Origin of the sequence: Paenibacillus sp. Dod16, from assembly GCF_049893405.1 — a bacterium.
Lineage (GTDB): Bacteria > Bacillota > Bacilli > Paenibacillales > Paenibacillaceae > Paenibacillus_AQ.
The window spans coordinates 1-20,315 of record NZ_JBNDYG010000034.1; the positions used below are offsets into that span (position 1 = coordinate 1).

Below are 20,315 nucleotides of genomic sequence, written 5' to 3' on the forward strand. Positions count from 1 at the left end.
ACGCCCATTTGATTTGCGTATTCGGTCTGAGATAGAAGATCAGAGTCATACCCTTGAATTAATGCCAATTTGCTATCCTTAGTAAATTTAGTCATAAAACAACTGCACCTCCAACTGTTAGATGTGTCTAACAATTGGGGTGCAGTTCAAAATTGCGGCTTTTTTCAGTTTGTGGTATCAGTTTTTTTTTCCTAATTGAACGACAAGAGCTTAAGACGAAGCTTGTTACATAATCACTCCATATTGATCTTGTCTGCACCCGATCTTGATTTCTCTATTCTATGATTAGTCCCAATATAAATTAGAGTTGTGTCTCAGAGATGACTACGTTTGTCTAGCATTTGAAAAAGTGTTACGATCCAACTGAAGTACACACGGGTGAGTATGAGGGACTAATGCTCATGCTCATAAAAACTTGAGAGGTTGTCACATGTCTAAAACAATATTGATTGTAGAAGATGAGCATATTTTACGAGAAATCATAAAAGATTATTTGCTTGAAGAAGGTTATGAAGTGCTCGAAGCGGATGATGGCAGAAAAGCTTTGGCGCTATTCCAGGAACATGAGCTGGATCTGATCATTCTGGATATCATGCTCCCTGAATTGGACGGATGGTCCGTATGCAAACGCATCCGAAAAGTATCTAACGTTCCGATTATCATGCTGACGGCCCGTTCGGATGAGGATGATACCTTGATGGGTTTTGAACTGGGAGCCGACGACTACGTAACCAAACCGTACAGCCCTCCAATCTTGCTGGCACGGGCGAAGCGGCTTTTGGAGAGCAGACAGACTCGGGAACAAGAAGACGATTCATTGTCCAGCAACGGTATTTCCATCCACTTTCCATCCCGAACGGTGGCGGTGGATGGGGAAAACTGCAGTTTGACGCATACGGAATTTGAAATTTTGGCTTATCTGATGAAAAACAAAGGAATTATTATAACCAGAGAACAGCTGATTACAAAAATCTGGGGGTATGATTTTGTCGGTGATGATCGCACGGTCAACAGTCATATCCGCAATCTGCGTTCCAAGCTGGGAGAGCACGCCAAGCATATTGCTACGATCGTTCGATCAGGTTACAAGTTCGAGGACAAGTTATGAAACAAGGCATTGTTCTAAAGCTGTTTCTATTTACGACGGGATTATGCTTATTCATTCTTGCTGTTATCTTTACCTTGCAGACCGTATTTTTCAAACAGTATTATGTTCATCAGAAAGTGAAGGACGTGAGCGCGGCGCTTCAGGCTTACGAACAAGACTACCTGAATCAAACAGCGGACACGCAGGAGACGGCAAAGCTGGAGCAAGATTTTTATCAAAGGCATAACATCTGGGTTACGACTGTGGACACCCAAGGTAATTTAAAGTACACCGATGATTTCTTCATGGAAGTCAAGCTAAGACATTCGGATGAAACCATGTTTTCTAATAAAACGATGACCATTCCTCTGTATAGTGTGATCGACGTAGAGGACTTCAGCAGTGATAATCCGTTCCTCACGCCTTGGATTAAAGAAGGGGAAGAGATCGCCATGGAAGGTTTGATTATGAATGGCCAGCCGGTGATCCAGCGGATGGGAAGGGGTAATTCTAACCTAAGAGACGAAAGCAGGCTGGAAAATTCGCAGATGGTGAGAAAAGAGTACGAGGTCGTCACTCGATTTGCGAGTCCGAACCAATACTTTGAGAAATATCCCACATTTCTGGTCGAGGGAACCATTATGAAGGTTCAGTTACCGGAAGGCGCAGGGGTCTCGCGTTATACCAATCACTTGTTGCTGGATCGCATCAAGGCTTTCCAATCGGATCTTTTGTACGGCGACTGGAAGGATAGCAAGAACCGCAATCAGATCGTAGATTATAAAGAAAATGACGTGAATTACAAAATTATCGTGAATCGCATCCAAGATCGCGACGGAAATCCCGCATATCTGTTCGCGATGGCGTCACTCCAGCCGGTTAATGAAGCTGCAGGGATGATCAAGGAATACTATGTGTACATCATTATTGCTACTCTGCTTCTCGTGGTGCTGGCATCGTTCTATTATTCTCGACAGATCACACGGCCGCTGCTGCGCATCAACCGTACCACACGGCAAATGGCAGACCTTGATTTTTCGGAGAAAATCCCCATTACAACGAAGGATGAAATCGGGGACTTATCACGCAACATTAATGAGCTCTCCGAGCGCCTGCACTCTCATATTCTTCGGCTTGAGCAAGATATCGAGAAAGAAAAGCAGCTGGAGAATACGAGAAAAGAATTTATATCCGGCGTATCCCACGAGCTGAAAACTCCGTTAAGTGTTATTCAGAGCTGTCTGGCTATTATGAAGGACGGGGTGGCAAGCCATAAAAGGGATTATTACTTTAAGGCGATGGAGGACGAGGTCAAAAGAATGGATCTGCTGATCGTGGATATGCTGGAATTGGCCAAGTACGAATCCGGAACGTATACCATGGACATGGATTCTTTTTATATCGACACCGTTATCGAGCGGGTATGTACAAAATTGGCTGCGGACATCGAAACAAAGCAGTTACATCTTGATATGTCACTGAAGCCAGTCGAAGTGCTGGCAAATGAGCGGCGAATGGAGCAGGTCGTTGTCAATTTCCTCAGCAACGCGATTCGCTATACACCGGAGCAGGAGTCCATTCTTGTCAGTATCTTGGAAGATGGGGACACCGTTAAAGTATGCATCGAAAATAAAGGAGTCCACATTCAAAGCGAACAGCTTGAGAAGATCTGGGACCGGTTTTATCGCGGCGAGCCTTCCCGAAAACGGTCGACTGGAGGGACCGGGCTGGGCCTTTCCATCTCCCAAAAGATTCTGGAAATGCATGGTGTCCGATATGGTGTAACCAACACTCCTGATGGAGTCCTATTCTATTTTCATTTGAATAAGAAAGCGTAGAACCCGGTTCTGCGCTTATTTAATTGAAGAGTTGTTCTTGAAGGTTCTTATGGACCTGTCAGGAACAGCTCTTTTTTGTTTGCCGCCGCCAAAACCTATTACTCTATGAAAGTTTGATATCATCTGCACCTTATCTTGATCTCGGGCTACTACACTTTTATCAGGAGGAGGAGAGAACGTATGAGAAAAGGCAGCTCGATTATAATCACTCTTATGTCTGCGCTGGTGATCGTTCTGCTGTGTCAACTTGTTTCGAGGGAAGGGACGGCAAGCGACCGCAAAGCCGGCATGGATGTCCGCTCGGATAAGATAAGAACGCTAGAATACCGGTCAGAAACGCCTTATAAGGTCGTGATTGATTCAGGACATGGCGGTAAGGATAACGGCGCAACGGGAGCCAGTGGTAGTTTTGAGAAGGATTTTACGCTGCAGCTAGCGCTAAAAGTAGAAGAACTGGCAAAACAAGAGCCGCAGATTGAAGTGGTTCTCACTCGATCAGAGGATCGCTTTATATCTTCGATTGACCGGGAACGGCCGGAAATCGCCAATCGACTGGGTGCGGATATATTCATATCCATTCACGGAAATACGTACGAAGACGCTAGTGTTTCGGGTACAGAAACCTACTATTATCATGAAGATTCCCGGTTCCTGGCGGAAATTATGCAAAAGCATATGGTTCAAACCAGCGGATTTCGGGACCGGGGAGTAAAAAAAGAGGATTTCTTTGTCTTGAAGGATTCGAACATGCCGGCCGCTCTAATCGAAATGGGTTATTTAACGAATCCGCAAGAAGAGAATGAAATGCTGACGGAAGATTTCCAATACCGGATGGCAAGCTCTATTCTAGACGGAATTAAAGAAGCTTTAAATTTAAATTAAAGAGAGGAACATGAACATGAAAAAAATAGTTGCAACCCTACTCCTTGGGAGTATTGCACTTGTATTGGCAGCATGCGGAAACGAATCCTCAAGCTCGAGTCCGCAGCAACCGACCACACGAAACCAAGGACAGGCAACGGAATCAAAAGGCTCCGTAGAAACCGAGTATCAAGCACTTTTCCAGAACAGCGTTTTTGTGGGGGATTCCATTACGGAGGGTTTATCATTTCATGATGTGCTTAAAGAGGAGAATGTTCTGGCAGGCGCAGGAAAAACGGCGGAGTTTGCACTTCAAGATATGGCTGAGTTGACTAAGCGGGATCCAGAACATATCTTTATCCACTTGGGATCGGATGACATTTTATGGCCAACGGATAACCCCAAAACCTATTCCTTGAAAAACTATGCGAAGCTGATCGGTATAATCAAGGAAAAGCTTCCACAAGCGAAAATAACTCTTTTATCGGTAACCCCGGTAACGGCAGAAGCGGAAGAGCTGGAACCAAGATATAAAAATATCAATGATTATAACCAAGGCTTAAAAGAGTTGGCGGAGAAAGAGAACATTGGATATGTTGATTTGTCCTCGGTATTTTCAAACGGCTCAAATAATCTGTACGACTCGGACGGCATTCATTTTAAACCAGAGTTTTATACAAGAATGCTGGACCTGCTAAAAGATCAAGTGGAATAACATGTTATGGATCAGTCGATTTGGAGGTGTGAGTATTGGTCTTTAGCAGCCTAATATTCCTGTTCCTCTTTCTGCCGGTCACCATTCTGATCTATTACGTTTCTCCGATGAATTTTAGAAATGCTGTCCTCCTTGTTGTCAGCCTGATTTTTTATGCATGGGGAGAGCCCATATACATTTTCATCATGATTTTCTCCACGGTCTTCGATTATATCAACGGGCTGCTGATCGATAAGTATAGACATCGGAAGCTGATGGCCAGATCGATTTTTATCGGCTCGATGGTCGGCAGTCTGGGTATTCTCGGATTTTTCAAATATGCGGATTTTGTCGTGGACAACATCAATCTGTTGTTTCACATGAATATCCAAGCAGACGATTTGCCGCTGCCTGTGGGCATATCTTTCTATACCTTTCAAACGATGTCTTATGTCGTTGACGTATATTTGGATAAAGTATCGGTGCAGAGGAATTTCATCTCTTTTGGGGCATATGTGACCATGTTCCCGCAGCTTGTAGCGGGTCCCATCGTGAAATACGGCGATATCGCGGAACAGCTCGTTTCCCGAAAGGTGTCGCTGGACCGTTTTGGCGAAGGGGCGGAGCTGTTCATCAGGGGACTTGCCAAAAAAGTGCTGTTGGCCAATAATATCGGATTATTGTGGGCGAGTGTTAAAGCGACGCCGATCGAGGAATTGAGCGTACTCTCCGCCTGGCTTGGCATTACCGCATTTACTCTGCAAATCTATTTTGATTTCAGTGGTTACTCTGACATGGCACGGGGACTAGGGAAAATGTTCGGATTTGATTTCATGGAAAATTTCCGATACCCCTACATCTCAAAAAGCGTAACCGAATTTTGGCGCAGATGGCATATTTCGCTCGGCAGCTGGTTTCGGGAGTACGTTTATATACCGCTTGGCGGTAATAGGTCAGGCTTTATGAAGCAGCTCCGGAATTTACTGGTCGTATGGTTTTTAACCGGATTATGGCATGGAGCCAGCTGGAACTTTATCATGTGGGGTTTGTATTTCGGATTCTTTGTGATCATCGAGAAACGATTTCTTTTGCAAAGTCTTGGACGTTTACCCGCTTTTGTCGGCCATGTTTACACGCTTCTGGTCGTTGTGATCGGCTGGGTATTGTTCGAAATGGAGCAACTGGCTTCCGCTTGGCGTTTCATCGGCGTGATGTTCGGTTTCGGCGGGCATGCTTTTGCGGATCAGCAGGCGCTCTATGATTTGTCTGCGAATGGTGTATTGTTTGTCGTGTTGGCAATCTGTGTTACTCCGCTTCCAGGAAAGATGTTATCCTGCATGAGGGAAAAATGGAGAATCGCCGGCGTGATTACCGTTCCGCTTATCTATTTTTTATTCATGATCCTGTCGACGGCTTATTTGGTCAATGAAACCTACAATCCGTTTTTATATTTTCGATTTTAAAAGGGGACAGCCATGGGATATTACAAAAATTTAGAAAATAAATTGCTGGCCTTATTGCTGCTCCTATTTATTAGCGTAATCGCAGTTCTTCATCTTTTGGCGGTGGATCGTTCATTTTCGGAGTCGGAAAACCGGATGCTGAAGCAGCTGCCGCATTTGTCGCTGAAAGCATTGCTGTCAGGAGATTTCACTGCGGATTTCGAAAAATATGTGTCCGACCAATTTGTTTTCAGAGACTTTTGGATCGGGGCAAAAACCGATGCGGACCGGCTCTTGGGAAAAAAGGAGAGCAACGGAGTTTACCTAGGAACAGACGGGTATCTGATTCAGGATGTCATTCCCCCGGCGGAAGAGGATGTGAGGGAGAAGCTCGAAGCCATTCATTCGTTTGACCAGGCCACGACGGAAATGAATAAATATGTGATGCTGGTACCAACGGCAGCCGCTCTATATAAAGACAAGCTCCCGAAATATGCGATCATCGGCGATCAAGAAGCATACTTGAAAAAAGTAAAGCAATGGCTGAATCCCAATATACGTTTTATCGATGTTTTTCCAAGTTTATATGCTGCGCGTGATCAACCTATATATTATAAAACCGATCATCATTGGACGACGAAAGGCGCTTATATCGCTTACCTGGAACTTTGCAGACAAATGGGGCTGACACCACAGGAAGAGGAAGAGTTTAACATCCAGCAAGTAACCGATGTATTTTACGGCTCGCTTTATTCAAAAAGCGGTTTCAGACATGTACAGTCCGATCGTTTGGAGCTTTATATGTCAAAGGATCAAGAGAAATATACCGTAACGTATGTCGATGAAGAGAAGACCACGGATTCATTGTATGCGATGGAGCAGCTGCTCAGGAAGGATAAATATGCGGTGTTTCTTAACGGTAACCATGCACGAATCCATATTAAAACGGCTAATCCGAGCGATAGAAAGCTGCTGGTGGTCAAAGATTCGTACGCTAACAGCCTGATTCCTTTCTTAATTAAGCATTTTAGCGAAATACATGTGGTAGACCTTCGGTATTATGATGAGGATTTAGCGTCTTTCGTGAACGAGCAGGGGATCCAGGACATGCTATTGCTTTATAATGCGAATACGTTTTTCGAGGACCCATCCATCAAAAATGTAACGGAGTGATTAAATGAAGAAACAATGGAGCGGGAAAAGGAGTTTTTACCCCGTTATGCTTGCATTCATCGTCGTAATTGGCGTATTGTCCGGTTGCGCAGGCAAGGATGACAAGACTTCAGAACAATTGACTGCCACCGAAATCGGAAAAAGTATCGAGCAGGCAGTTAGCCTAAAAGACATGAAAAAGCAGGATCTGAATAAGCTGCAGAAATTGTATAAGATGGATGCAGACAGCATGGATGATTTTATTCTTTATACGTCTACATCGAATGTAAAAGCTGATGAATTGGCCATTATCAAGCTGAAGGATGAGAGTCAGGCAGAAAGCGTCAAAGTGAATATGGAGCAACGAATCGAAGCACAGAAAATGAAATTCAAGGACTATCGCCCCGATGAATATTTTCTGGTCGATAATCACGTGTTAAAGACGAAGGGGCGATTTATTTTCTTCGCGGTTTCTAAAGACGCCGAATCAATGGAACGCATGTTTGACAGTGCTTTTTAACAGAAGCCCAGCTCAAATCCTAATTTTCCAAATAAGAATATTTCTCCACCATTTTATATAAATAATTTCGAAACTCTTCCACGTATGATTCAGGTTCTACGATTTCCAGATTCGTGCCGAAACCTGCTAAAAACTGAAATCCAATATGGTTTTGAGGTATATAAATGGTTGCCAAGAAATATTCAGAATTATAGTTTGAAATACTCTTTCGACCGTACCTTTCAATGAATTGATCTTTTATGCTTGGCGAAATCAATGCCTTTATAGCGACTAGTTGCGGTTGATAACGGGTTGTTTCTTGTTCTAATGCATAATCTCTCGGTTTAAAGGTTTCTTCATTCATATTGAGATTATCGATCCTGGATAATTTAAATGCTCTATAGCTCTGACGATGTAAACAGAATCCTTTCAAATACCAACTCGTCTCGCTATAATGAAGCTGATAAGGCTCGACGATTCGATTCGTTATCATGCCATTTTTATCTATATAATCAAATGAAATTAACTTTTTCCCTGAGATCGATTCCTGGCATGTCTTCAAGGTTTGAAGAACCTCGGACCGACCCTCCCAATCATAAAATGACAGTCGGACTGAACCTTTCAGTGACAATGGGCTAACCATGGCTTCTATCTTTTTAATAGTTACTTCAACTTCTTCGCTAATTAGAATTTGTTCCAATCCGCCGAGCGCAGTCAATATATTCTCCAAGTCGGAGCTGCTTAAAAGACGTTTATCCACCTTGTATTCATCCATAATACCGTATCCGCCATGAATTCCATGAACAGAATAGATGGGGATGTTGGATAAACTCAGTGTTTCCATATCGCGAAGAATCGTTCTTTTGGAAACGTTAAATAATTGTGCGAATTCTTTTGTTGAAACGATATCTTTTTTTAGCAGTATCATGATAATCGATATTAATCTTTCAACCTTCTCCATAGCTGCCCCTCTTTTGGTACAAATTTTTAAATGGTGACATGCGTCTGTCACCACTAATAAATTATACTTCATTTATCAAAAGAAGGAGGTACAACTTTATGTCAGCTATAGCATATTTGAATTTTGATGGAATCGCCGAAAAAGCGATTGAATTTTATTCGGAGGCTCTCAATGCGAACGAGGTAAAAAAAGTGAAATTTAGGGATTTTCCGCAGGATCCAAATTATCCATTGCCAGAAAATGAATTAAATATGATCATGGAGTCTTCAATAGAATTTGCAGGCGGAAAAATCATGATGTCGGATATTTTGCCTTCCATGAAGGCGGTAACGGGTGAGTTGGTAAAAGGAAATAACGTGCTTATTAGTGTAGTCATGGATGATAAACAAACATTGGAAGACTACTTTAGCCAATTGTCTGTTGGCGGTCATGTCGTAATGCCGTTATCCAATACCCCTTGGTCTTCGTGCTTTGGCATGCTGGTTGATCAATTCGGAATTGCCTGGAAATTTAATAGCGACGCAGATAAGTTTCTTGATCGTGTCATTTCCAACAAACAGTAACTCATTCAAAACATGGCCTTCCAATGAAAGGCCATGTTTTAATATTCTCATTAGAAAGGAGGAGGGGGGGGTATAAGCTATGAAAATTGAGAATGTCATTCCAGCAAAAACGAGAGAGGATATAAGAATTTGGCTGCAGAACCATGGCAAGACCGAGAAGTCTTGCTGGGTCTTGGTAAGTATGACGCCAACCCCTGATATGTTGTTATATTTGGACGTCGTTGAGGAAGCCTTATGCTTTGGATGGATTGACGGAGTCAAAAAGAAAGTGTCCGAAACCGGGCTGGCCCAGAGACTGTCTCCTAGAAGTAAAAAAAGCTCATGGACCGAATTAAATAAAGAACGTGTCCGCCGCCTCGAAAAGTTGGGGTTCATGAGTGACGAAGGCAGGAGGGTTCTTCCTGACATGGATCCCGGTTCTTTCAGAATAGATGGGGTCATCGAACAAAGGCTTAAAGAGGAAAAGCAAGTATATGAGAATTTCATGGCATTTCCGGATCTTTATAAAAGAGTTCGGATCGACACGATACAAAGCTATAAGAATCAGCCGGAATTATTTAAGAGCAGATTAGACAAATTCATAACCAACACGAGAGAAAACAAGATGTACGGTCAATGGAACGATAATCGCCGTCTTATAGATTATTAATATTTCCTGGGTCGAAGGCCAACAACCCTATTCACTCAATTTCTTATAGCTTTTGATTATTATTCTTGACAGACTGTACCATATCCTTCTAAAGCGCAATGTGCATTCCATATTTCGATGTGTATCGAATAGTACTCGGTTTATACTATATACAAAAGTACACCAGAATGTAGATGGGGAGGGTTATGGTATGGACATGACAAAACAGCTTGAACAGCTTGCCGCCTTTAAAAAGCTTCATTCCGATTTCTTTATTTTGCCTAATGCATGGGATGCTGCAAGCGCGAAAACTTTTGAGAAGTGCGGCTTCAAGGCCATTGGCACGACAAGTGCAGGCATTGCGGTTTCCCATGGGTATGCGGATCGGAATATGCCCTTTGACAGGATGCTGGATACGGTACGCAGGATCGTGCAAACCGTGGATACTCCGGTTACCGTGGACATGGAAGACGGGTATGGACAAACACCCGATGAAGTCGCAGAGTCGGTTAAGCAGGTGATCAAGGCAGGCGCGACGGGAATTAACATTGAAGACAGCAGAATGGACCGACAAGCGCCGCTGCTTGATATTCCGGTCCAGCAAAAAAAAATAGCCGTCATCCGGGAGCTGGGGAACGCCATGGCTTATCCTCTCTTTATCAATGCCCGGATCGATTCTTACTGGATCAAGTCTATGCCGCCTGCTAGGAGGCTTGAAGAGACGATCAGGCGGGCCCATGCCTACCAGGAAGCCGGGGCAGATTGTATTTTTGTTCCCGGAATCCAGGATATCTCCGACATCCAAACATTGCGTCATGAAATAAGCTGTCCGATCAATGTATTGGCCGGGCCGGGAATGCCTTCCGCAAATGAACTTGAAGCACTAGGGATTCAGCGCATCAGCACCGGTTCAGGACCTTTTCGCGCCGCACTATCGCTGCTGCATCGCATGGGCCAAGAAATTCTGGAGAAGGGAACTTTTGAGCATATGACTTCGAGAGTCCTTTCTTACGATGATTTATCCAATACTGAAACACCTTAATGGAAAATTAGCTTTGGTAACAATCAACGAAGGTAGCGTCTCACACACAGATCTTCATTCCCGCAACGCTATGGCTGCTGGTAAAACGGCAGAGCGATGGAGAACAGTTAAAATGTATCCCTGGAGAGTGGGCTTGCCCCACTCCTTTTTTTATGGGCAGGGATTATAATCCATCGTGACAGAGAAAAGTCTGGATGGAGGGGGGAGTGAACGTCAGAAAGCGGGCTGCTTGCTTCCGGTAAAATGTTAGCGCCTTCACAAAAAAACTAAGCAAGAATACAACCGGGCGAACAGAAGTTGCGCCGCCTTATTATCATGGGGTGGATAGATAATCTTGAGGAGGTATTTATGCTTACCATTACAAGAAAAGCAGTTAGTCTGTTGGTGGTGCTTGCCGTAATGATCACAGGATTCTCACCCCGAACTGCGGGTGCCGCAGAAATCGATAGCTATTCCATTTCTTCAATGGATATGATGGATGCCGCTGATCCGGCATCTTTGGCACAGACCGCCGCTGATCCGGCCACGATACAAAATTACCCGATGCCATCCATCTATACAGCATCCAGCGTGTTTTCATTGAAAGCGAATAACGAAGCGATTCCTGTAATCAGTTATCTGGCTGATTATGATTATGCTCAATTTTCTTTTTCCGGGACGGTCCGTATCGAAGTTACCAACAATGTGCCGATTACATCATTCTCCATCAGTCCTCAGGCCAAAAACATCGAAGGCACGGTCAACGGGAACAAGCTAACCTTCTTGCTTTCATCCTCAACCTATGTGATCGTGAAAATCAATGACCAGAGGAAAAAGATGGTCATCGCGGCAGATCCCTTGGAGACGGATAATCCCCCGTCCACAGGTGCCGGGATTTATAATGTGACGCAGTCGCCCTACCATGCGGATAACACGGGCACATCGCTGGCATCGGGTCCGATTCAGCAGGCGATCGATGACGCCCATGAAGCCGGCGGCGGCGTTGTATTCATTCCGGCAGGTGTTTATAAGAGCGGGAACCTGACATTAAAAAGCAACGTAACCTTTTACCTGGCCGGCGGCGCCGTCATTGTCGGCACGGGCAAGGGGGAAGACTACGTGATTGATTTTCGCAAGGATTCACGAAACGCGGATGGAACGTATTTTATTCGTACTGCCGTAGATTCCACCAATATTACAATACGGGGACGGGGAACCATTGATGGAAAAGGCATTGCGATGCGAGAGCGAAAGATGCCGGCGCCGAATAAGAATGAAGGGTTCCTCAATAACCTGCTCGTTCCGATCGCAACATCCAATTTTACTTTTGACGGTTTAATATTGCGGGATGGCGGTTTCTGGTCGTTTATGGTGGTTCGTTCCGACAATGTGACCATAAACAACCTTAAGGGATTCCAGGATTTATACAAAATCGAGAATGACGTTATCGATATTAATGAAAGTCAGAACGTGCTTGTTCAACATTCGATTGCCATCTCGGATGATGACACGTATTCCACTAAAACCTGGCTGCAAACGGGGATGTCCAAAGACTGGCCGGGCGAGCTTGAACATTTGGAGAACGTGGTCTTTGATGACGCTTTTGCATGGACAAGATGCGCGGCTTTCAAGATTGGCATGGGTGTAGCCCAGCCGCAAATCGGCGTAACCATCCGAAATTCGTATGTGTATCAAAGCGCCAGAGCATTGCTTATTGATCATGGATACCAACTGAATACGCTCCCGGAGGAAGGTTACGCCCAAAATATTACGTTTGAGAATATCGATATCGAACGCGTCGGTATCAATCAATTCGGGAACTATTGGCTTGGAGTGTCCACCAGCACTTCCGGCGATGTAAGCAATGTTGTAGTCAAGAACATCAATGTTCGCGAGACCGGCACCCAGAAATCCAGAATTTCCGGGAATGCCACGAAAGGCGGAAGGGTTAACGGCGTCACGTTCACGGATGTTTATGTCGGAGGCAAGCTTGCAACAACCCTGGACGACTTGAATGTTACCGTCAATAACAATGTAAATGGTATCGTTTTTTCCAATTCAAAACCTCCGCTATTCAGCGACAATTTCGAAGACGGTAACACGGCGGGCTGGACGTCGATGTCCGGTGGCTGGACCGTCCCGACAGTCGGCACGAATCACGTGCTGTCCAGCGGGAACCAGACAACCACCTCCCTGATTACCGCTAACAGCGGGGGTTCATGGACGGATTACGTTTATGAAGCCAGATTGAGGATGCCCATCACCAATGCCAACGCGGGCTTGGCCTTCAGGGTGCAGAATGCAAACAATTATTATATGTATCGCATTCATTCATCGAATCAACAGCTGGAGTTGTTCAAATCCGTGAATGGACAATTGACACTTGTAAACAGTACACCCTTCACGGCCATTGAGAAACAGTGGTATAAGGTTAAGGCGGTTATACAAGGGAACACGATTTCCTGTTACGTGGATGGAGAATTAAAGATGGAATGGACCAATCCTGTCACCGAATTGACGGCTGGGGGGATCGGATTCCGGACCACTTCAGCGGGCGTCCATTTTGACGATGCCGTGGTTAGTCTCCTCAATAAATCGCCTGAGGAGATTGCTCTTTCACATCACAGTGTTGTTGAAAACACGACGGCGGGAGGTGTGGTCGGAACCTTTTCCACCAGCGACCCTGATGCGGAGGAAACATTTGCTTACATGCTGATAGCAGGGGCAGGGGATATGGACAACAACAGCTTCAGCATTTCGGACAATAAGTTGTTTCTAGCCGTAACGCCTGATTACGAAGCTAAGGATAACTACAGCATCCGGGTAAGGAGTACAGACTCAGGCGGGCTGTATGTTGAGAAGACCTTTACGATCCAAGTCACGGACGTGAATGAATCACCCGTGAATCCGGATCCTACGGTCATCCGATTCAGCGACGATTTCGAAGATGGAAATGCCGGAGGATGGACGTCTGCTTCAGGTTCCTGGGATGTAACAACGGACGGCACAAAAACCTTGATTCAGAATCAAGCTGCCACTGCAGTCATTGCTGCCGGCGATTCGTGGACGGATTATATTTACGAAGCCAAAGCGAAAATGCCCATCACCAATGCCAACGCAGGCATTCTCTTCAGGGTACAGGATGCGGGTAATTTCTATATGTTCCGAATCCATTCCGCAGTCCAAAAGCTGGAGTTGTACAAATCCGTGGACAACGTCATGACTCTTGTATCCAGTACTCCGTTTACAACTCAGGCGAACCAGTGGTATACGATGAAGGCTTCCATTGAAAGGAACACAATAAAAGGTTATGTGGATGGAGAATTAAAAGTGGAATGGACCAATCCCGAGACGGAATTGACAGCAGGAAAAATAGGATTTCGGACCACTTCGGCAGGCGTAGCTTTTGATGATGCTGTGGTACTGGCACCTGGTCCGATCTAACTAGAACGGCCCCCGTACCATGTCAATAAGAGCCGATCCACAGGTCGGTCAGCGTTAATGGGATCATACGAAGGAGCTGCCCCTAAAGCCATGAATGGCTGCTTTGGGACAGCTTCGTTTTTTTGCATTGTCGTACAGGGGATGCAGTGACATAATCAAAGAATAGAATGTAACGGAAGGCGTGAAAAGCTTGGAGTATCTCCGCAGGCAATCGTTCCGCAACAAACTCAAGATCGCTTTTCTGGCTGTCATCGTGCTTTCTGTCCTAATGACCGGAGGATTGTCTTATTATATCTCGGCTGCCACACTGGAAAAGAATGCGCTGAAGCTCACGCAGGACACGGTGGTCAGGTCCGCACAGATCGTGGATGAGAAGCTGAATAAACTGATGCTGATTATGATGACGTTTATGATCAGCCAGCCTTTCTACGACATGCTGAAAGATGCCGCCTCCGGGGATGCCAGCAGATATTATACGCATCTGAATGATCTTGATAACGTTTTCTCGCAGGCGCGGATCGCCGAGCCGCTTATCCAATCGATCTACGTATTTACTCCGATTGGCGAATTTTATCCTTCTTCCATGAACCGCAATCGGCTCACCGCATTCGAGGATACCGTTCTATATGAGCGCATCGAACAGGAGAAGAAGAACCTGTGGGTGGAAGGTCACGAGGATATGCTCTTCTCTGGGAAGGAACGCGTCATTTCGCTCATTCTGGAGCCGATCTTTGACACACCGGTCAGCGGTGTTTATATTGTCGTGAATATCCGGGAGGACGGCTTCCGCAAGCTCGTGCAGGGAAACACCGCGGAAGGAGCGTCCAGCTTCTTGCTTAACGATGATGGAGAGACGGTTTACCCCGTGAAGGAACAGCTGATCAGGCAGGCGGTGGAGACAGGAGATTTGAATGGCATGATGAACCGCTCGGAGGGAAGTCAGGCTTTTGATCTGGACGGCCAAACCTATCTGCTTAATTATGCCCGTCTCGGCATAGCGGATTGGACGATGACCACCATCCGTTCCCGGGCTGACGTGCTCCAGGACATGGTATTCGTCAAATGGCTGATCGCCGGGGTTACGCTGGCTGCTTTTACCGTGACCACGTTGATTTCGGGCGCATTTTCACGCTATTTGCTAAAGCCGCTGCAAGGGCTTCTGAAGGTGATGAAGCGGGTCGAGAACAACGATCTGACCGCCCGTTTTGAGAGTGGCAGCGGAGATGAACTGGCTCAAGTGGGATATCGGTTTAACCGGATGCTGGAACAGATTGTGGTGTTGATTGATGAGGTAACGGAAGCGCAGACGCATAAGCGAACGGCAGAGATCAAGGCGCTGTCAGCGCAGATGGACCCGCATTTTCTGTACAACACGCTCAACACCATCTACTGGAAATTGAAATTGAAGCAGATCGAACCGTCGCAGCAAATGGTCATGTCGCTCTCCCGCCTGTTCCAACTCGGGCTGAACAATGGACAGGAAATCACGATAATGTCGAAAGAGCTGGAACATGTGCGCCAGTATTTGGAACTGCAGTTAAGCTGCTATGAAGACTTATTCACTTATGAGATCCATGTACGCGAACCGGAGGTGTCATCGCTTTCGATTCCGCGAATCATTTTGCAGCCGCTGGTGGAGAACAGCATTTTGCACGGTTTTCGCGACCTGAAGAACGGCGGCCTAATCGAAATTGAAATTAGCGGGGATGAGAAATGCTGGACGATTACCGTACGTGATAACGGCAGGGGCATGGATGAGACCCAAGTGCGCGCACTCTTTTTGCTGGAGTCGAAGAAGGGATATGCGGTGTCCAATTTGATTCGGCGGCTCAGGCTCTATTATGGGGACGGTGCGGAGTTTCACGTAGACAGTGCGCCGGAACGCGGAACCGAAATACGGATTTCATTGCCCAAGAAAGGGGAGCATTTGAATGAGCAATCCTGAAGCGATCAGTCTTTGCATTATCGACGACATTAAAAGCGTTGTTGACGGGCTGACCGCGATGAACTGGGAAGAGCAGGGGATTCGGGTTGCAGGTGTATCGAGCAATGGGGAAGAGGGGCTTAAGCTGATCAACGGGTTGCGTCCGGATCTGGTTATTACCGATATCCGGATGCCGATCATGGACGGGTTGAGCATGCTGCGTTTGTTGCTGGAAGAGAACCCCAACTGCAAGGTCATTCTGATTAGTGGCTACGCCGACTTTGAATATGCGCAGCAGGCGGTGCAGCTGGGGGCGTTTGATTTTGTGGTGAAGCCCTTCACCGAAGAAGATATGATGTCGGCTGTTCTGCGAGCCAAAGCAGAGGTTATGGAAGAGAGGTCCAAACGGATAAGTTTGAGGGAAATGGAGAACAAGCTGCGCGAGAGCATGCCGGCGCTGCGGCAGGAATACTTTACGCTGCTCGTAAGCCACCGCACTTCATGGGAAGAGGCATCGGAACGATGGGAGTTTCTGAATATTGAGCTTGATCCGCACGGCTTCGTGGTGATGCTGATTGAAATTGATCGTTTTCGGGAGCAGGTTGCCGAGCAGTCCGTGAAAGAGATGGAGCTGATCCGGTTCTCGCTGTTGAATATTATGCAGGAGACGCTTGCCCATTATGCGCACAGCGTTCTTTTCCGTGCCCGTCATGATCAGTACCTGGCCGTACTGAACGTTTCAGGACCGTCCAGTCCGATCGAAATTGCCGAGCAGTGCTGCCGGAATATTGAACGATTCACCAAGTTTACGGTCTCGATCGGGGTCGGCGGCAGAGTGGAGGAGATCAGCGGGCTCCCGGATTCCTATCGCCAGGCTCATCGAGCGCTCTCCCATCACCTGTTCACCGAAGGCAATGCTGCCATTATGCATGACGATATCCATCAGAGCGGAAGACAGGAGCCGTTGGCATTGGAGTACAAGGACGAGCTCCTGCTGGCCCTTCGTTCCGGCAATGCTGTCCGGACGGACGGGATTCTGTCCGAGATTTCGGAAGCGCTGCAGAAACGGATCTCCCGGCAAAATCCGGATTATCTCCTCAGCCTGTACGATGAGCTGGCCGCTTCAGCAATCCGCACGCTTTACGAAATGGTTCCATATTCGGAGATACAGCCGATGATTCAGAAATTCAGAACGGTACAAGGGACGGCGGGGCTGCCGCTGGCCTCTTTGCAGCGTCATCTGCATGCCTTGTGCACGGAGGGAGCCGAGCTGGTTCGCCGGAACAGCTTATCCGAAGGACAGAAGGTTATCTATAATGCCATAGGCTATATCAAGGGCCGCTTGTCCGAGGATATTACCGTTGGCGAATGTGCCGCGTATGTGCATCTCAGTGCCAGCTACTTTTCCAGCTTATTCAAGCAAGTGACAGGGATGACGGTCACGCAGTTTATCACCTCGGAACGCATTCAAAAAGCGAGACTGCTGCTGGTGGAGGGAGCGCAGGTGCAGGAGGTGGCTGCGGCGGTAGGGTATGAGGAGCGCAGATATTTCAGCGAGATGTTTAAGAAGATCACCGGCCAGACACCGTCGGATTTCAGGGCGGGCTATCACATGGACCGGCCGGAGGCATGAGGCGAGTGCTGCAGGAGACCATAGAATTCTATCCCTTGAGAGTGAATTTGCCTCACTCCTTTTCCGAGAACGGGATTCTATAATTAAAAACGAGCTCACAATACAAACGTTAATCAAAGGGGTAGAATGTATGCGAAAAAAATGGTTAAGTCTCGGCTTGAGCCTCATTCTGGCCGCCGGAATCGCAGGCTGCGGCGGGAGCGACAACAACAATGGCAATGGCGGTACGACGAATGGCAAGTCTGACGGAGGAACGGCAGCACCATCAACCGAGATGGGCCAACCCGTACAGCTTAAATACTGGACTGACGACCGTCATGACCAGGAGTATATCAAGGAATTAATCAACAAGTTCAATGAAACTAACGGCGATAACATCCAGGTGGAATTGACGGTCATGTCCGAGAATTACGCGCAAAGCGTCGACATTGCATTTTCCAGCAACCAGGCGCCGGATGTGCTGCGTCTAAAGAGCGCCAATACATCCGGATTTGTCAAAAAAGGGTATCTCGCGCCGATTGACGAGTATTTTACCGATGACTTGAAAGCGAAGTTCGGCAGCCTGCTGATCGACGATGTCAACCGTTTTGATGGCAAGGTGTACTCGCTCGCCAATACCGGCCTCACCATGCGCCTGGTCTACAACAAGGATCTCTTTGCCAAAGCGGGCATCGAGAATCCTCCGAAGTCGCTGCAGGAAATGGTGGAGGATGCCAAGAAAATTACAGTAGTCGGCAAGGCCGAGGGCATCTATGGTTTTGCGCTGAACTTCAAAAATCCGAAGCAAGCATTTGACCGTTCCGTCCGGGAGATTCTTTCTTTGAGCGGTCATCAGGGACTAGGCTTTGATCTGAAAACAGGCCAATTCGATTTTGAACCTTACTCGCAGGTCATTGAATATTTCAAGCAAATGCATAAAGACGGAAGCATTCTACCTGGCGCGGAAGCGCTGGACATCGACCCGCTGCGCGCACAATTCGCCGCAGGCAAAATCGGGATGTATCTATCCTTCTCGACGGAGCCAGGCGTGTACATGGACCAATTCCCGACCGAAATCAACTGGGGGGGCGCGTTGGCTCCAACGCTGGATGGTCAGATTAAGGGAACTTCCGAAATTGTGTCAGCCGGAACGTGGCTCGGCATCAGCGCCCAATCGGCCAATAAGGAAGCGGCTTGGAAGTTCATGCAGTATATGTACGGCGATGAGGTTCTGAAGACCTATCATGAAAAAGGCTTCGGTATTGCCATTGTGCCCAGCATTGTAGAACAGGCAAAAGATCCGGACATCAATGGCATGGAAGGCTTCCTGGTCGGGGAACACGACTCGCTCTGGCCTGCTTCGCCAAACGTTACACCGGAGGGATCCACCTATGCGGATGCATTCTTCAAATATATGCTTAGCGATGAAGACCTGAAAGCGATTACGGAGGATTTAAACACAAGATACAACGCCGCATTGTCCAAAGCGGTGGAGAAAGGCGAGGTCAAAGTAACGCCGAACCCTGCCTTTAATCCAACCAAACCGCAGGGAGAATAACAGGCAAGGATGGGGCTGCCGCACGCTTTTTTGGCGGATGCCCCTTTTCTTTCCCCGAAGGAGGAAGCAATCGTGAGTATTAAATGGAAACGGCTGGGGGAGAATGCTCTGTTTCTGTCCCCGAGCATCATTTTGACGGTGGCTCTGGGCATCTATCCCTTGTTATGGATGCTGCGTTATATGTTTTATGACTATGCGGGATATGGAGATGCGCTGTTCGTTGGTCTGGACAATTTCCGTCGCCTGATGCGCGATGCGCTGTTCTGGGAATCGGTTGGCAATACCTTTATCTATGCCGGAGGCAAGCTGCTGCTGACGCTGCCGTTGTCCCTCCTGCTGGCAGTCATCCTGAACGGCAAGCTGCGGGGCGGAAAACTGCTGCGCGGGATCTATTTTATGCCGACGATCATCAGCACTGCGGTTATATCCGTAGTGTTCTATACGATCTTTAATTCCTATAACGGGATGGTAAACACTGTACTGATGAAGCTTCATCTTGTCTCGCAGCCCATCGACTGGCTCGGCCCAAAGCATGCGATGCTTACGGTCATTCTTGTGGCGGTATGGGGCGCGGTTGGTAACTATATGCTGCTGTTTCTGGCTGGATTGCAGAGCATTCCGCAGGATTTGTACGAAAGTGCGGCCATGGACGGCGCGAATGCCGGAAGACGGTTCTGGAGCATCACGCTTCCGATGCTGGCTCCGGTTGCCCAATTGGTCATTATGCTCGCGATTATCGCATCCTTGAAAGGCTATGAGAGCATTATGCTCATCACGGAAGGCGGACCGATAGGCAAAACCGAGGTCATGTATCTCTATCTATACAAACTGTTGTTCCCGGTATCCACGGGTTCTCCAGTGGAGCAGCAGCTTGGATACGGCAGCGCGGTAGGCTTCGCAACCGCTGTTATTGTGGGTGCGATTACGGGCCTGTATTTCTTATTAAGCCGTAAAATGAACAAGCTTTATTAGAGTTTCTATAAAAAAGCCCACTTCACGTGGTTTGTGAACATGTATTATAAGCAACATTC

Annotated in this window: 16 protein-coding genes; 15 read left to right on the forward strand and 1 reads right to left on the reverse strand. The window is 46.9% G+C overall.

The genetic code is table 11. The features are described 5' to 3' along the window. The first annotated feature begins 430 nt into the window (after positions 1-430). From ACPV3A_RS23135 to ACPV3A_RS23165, 7 genes are all read left to right on the forward strand, one after another. The gene (locus ACPV3A_RS23135) at positions 431-1,108 is read left to right on the forward strand and encodes a response regulator transcription factor (RefSeq protein WP_426201430.1); all 678 of its coding nucleotides are present in this window, start codon (positions 431-433) and stop codon (positions 1,106-1,108) included. Further along, positions 1,105-2,925 (forward strand): sensor histidine kinase, encoded by a 1,821-nt coding sequence (locus ACPV3A_RS23140; protein WP_426201432.1) that lies wholly within the window; start codon positions 1,105-1,107, stop codon positions 2,923-2,925. Before ACPV3A_RS23135 ends, ACPV3A_RS23140 begins: the two co-directional genes overlap by 4 nt. A 180-nt stretch (positions 2,926-3,105) precedes the next feature. Then, a complete protein-coding gene (locus tag ACPV3A_RS23145) occupies positions 3,106-3,807 on the forward strand; it encodes an N-acetylmuramoyl-L-alanine amidase family protein (RefSeq protein WP_426201434.1) in 702 nt (233 codons plus the stop codon). Positions 3,808-3,817: 10 nt separating this feature from the next. Then, positions 3,818-4,501, forward strand: a complete 684-nt coding sequence (locus ACPV3A_RS23150) for a GDSL-type esterase/lipase family protein (RefSeq protein ID WP_426201436.1) — start codon at positions 3,818-3,820, stop codon at positions 4,499-4,501. A 35-nt stretch (positions 4,502-4,536) separates the two neighbouring features. After that, entirely contained in the window at positions 4,537-5,943 is a 1,407-nt protein-coding gene (locus ACPV3A_RS23155) for an MBOAT family O-acyltransferase (protein ID WP_426201438.1), read from the forward strand. Between the two features lie 12 nt (positions 5,944-5,955). Next, a complete protein-coding gene (locus ACPV3A_RS23160; protein WP_426201440.1) occupies positions 5,956-7,095 on the forward strand; it encodes a DHHW family protein in 1,140 nt (379 codons plus the stop codon). A gap of 4 nt (positions 7,096-7,099) precedes the next feature. Continuing rightward, the gene (locus tag ACPV3A_RS23165; protein ID WP_194542973.1) at positions 7,100-7,594 is read left to right on the forward strand and encodes a DUF4358 domain-containing protein; all 495 of its coding nucleotides are present in this window, start codon (positions 7,100-7,102) and stop codon (positions 7,592-7,594) included. A 19-nt stretch (positions 7,595-7,613) separates the two neighbouring features. Here ACPV3A_RS23165 and ACPV3A_RS23170 read toward each other — a convergent pair whose 3' ends face one another. Continuing rightward, positions 7,614-8,534 carry a helix-turn-helix transcriptional regulator gene (locus tag ACPV3A_RS23170; RefSeq protein ID WP_426201442.1) on the reverse strand — a complete coding sequence of 307 codons (921 nt, stop codon included), beginning with the start codon at positions 8,532-8,534 and terminating at the stop codon, positions 7,614-7,616. A 98-nt stretch (positions 8,535-8,632) separates the two neighbouring features. On the opposite strand from ACPV3A_RS23170, the gene ACPV3A_RS23175 reads away from it, so the two are divergent. From ACPV3A_RS23175 to ACPV3A_RS23210, 8 genes are all read left to right on the forward strand, one after another. Further along, complete coding sequence (locus ACPV3A_RS23175) at positions 8,633-9,097, forward strand: VOC family protein (protein WP_194542971.1); 465 nt, start codon at positions 8,633-8,635, stop codon at positions 9,095-9,097. A gap of 79 nt (positions 9,098-9,176) precedes the next feature. Beyond that, positions 9,177-9,746: a YdeI/OmpD-associated family protein gene (locus tag ACPV3A_RS23180; RefSeq protein WP_426201445.1), complete on the forward strand. Its 570-nt coding sequence runs from the start codon at positions 9,177-9,179 to the stop codon at positions 9,744-9,746. Between the two features lie 190 nt (positions 9,747-9,936). After that, entirely contained in the window at positions 9,937-10,767 is an 831-nt protein-coding gene (locus tag ACPV3A_RS23185; protein WP_426201447.1) for an isocitrate lyase/PEP mutase family protein, read from the forward strand. Between the two features lie 348 nt (positions 10,768-11,115). After that, the gene (locus ACPV3A_RS23190; protein WP_426201448.1) at positions 11,116-14,190 is read left to right on the forward strand and encodes a family 16 glycoside hydrolase; all 3,075 of its coding nucleotides are present in this window, start codon (positions 11,116-11,118) and stop codon (positions 14,188-14,190) included. 181 nt (positions 14,191-14,371) lie between these two features. Further along, positions 14,372-16,135, forward strand: a complete 1,764-nt coding sequence (locus ACPV3A_RS23195; protein WP_426201450.1) for a cache domain-containing sensor histidine kinase — start codon at positions 14,372-14,374, stop codon at positions 16,133-16,135. Beyond that, positions 16,122-17,747, forward strand: coding sequence for a response regulator (locus ACPV3A_RS23200; RefSeq protein ID WP_426201452.1), 1,626 nt, complete (start codon positions 16,122-16,124; stop codon positions 17,745-17,747). The genes ACPV3A_RS23195 and ACPV3A_RS23200 overlap by 14 nt, the downstream gene beginning before the upstream one ends. A 130-nt stretch (positions 17,748-17,877) precedes the next feature. After that, a complete protein-coding gene (locus tag ACPV3A_RS23205) occupies positions 17,878-19,284 on the forward strand; it encodes an ABC transporter substrate-binding protein (RefSeq protein ID WP_426201454.1) in 1,407 nt (468 codons plus the stop codon). Positions 19,285-19,356: 72 nt separating this feature from the next. Continuing rightward, a complete protein-coding gene (locus ACPV3A_RS23210) occupies positions 19,357-20,256 on the forward strand; it encodes a carbohydrate ABC transporter permease (protein WP_220685060.1) in 900 nt (299 codons plus the stop codon). Positions 20,257-20,315 lie beyond the last annotated feature (59 nt).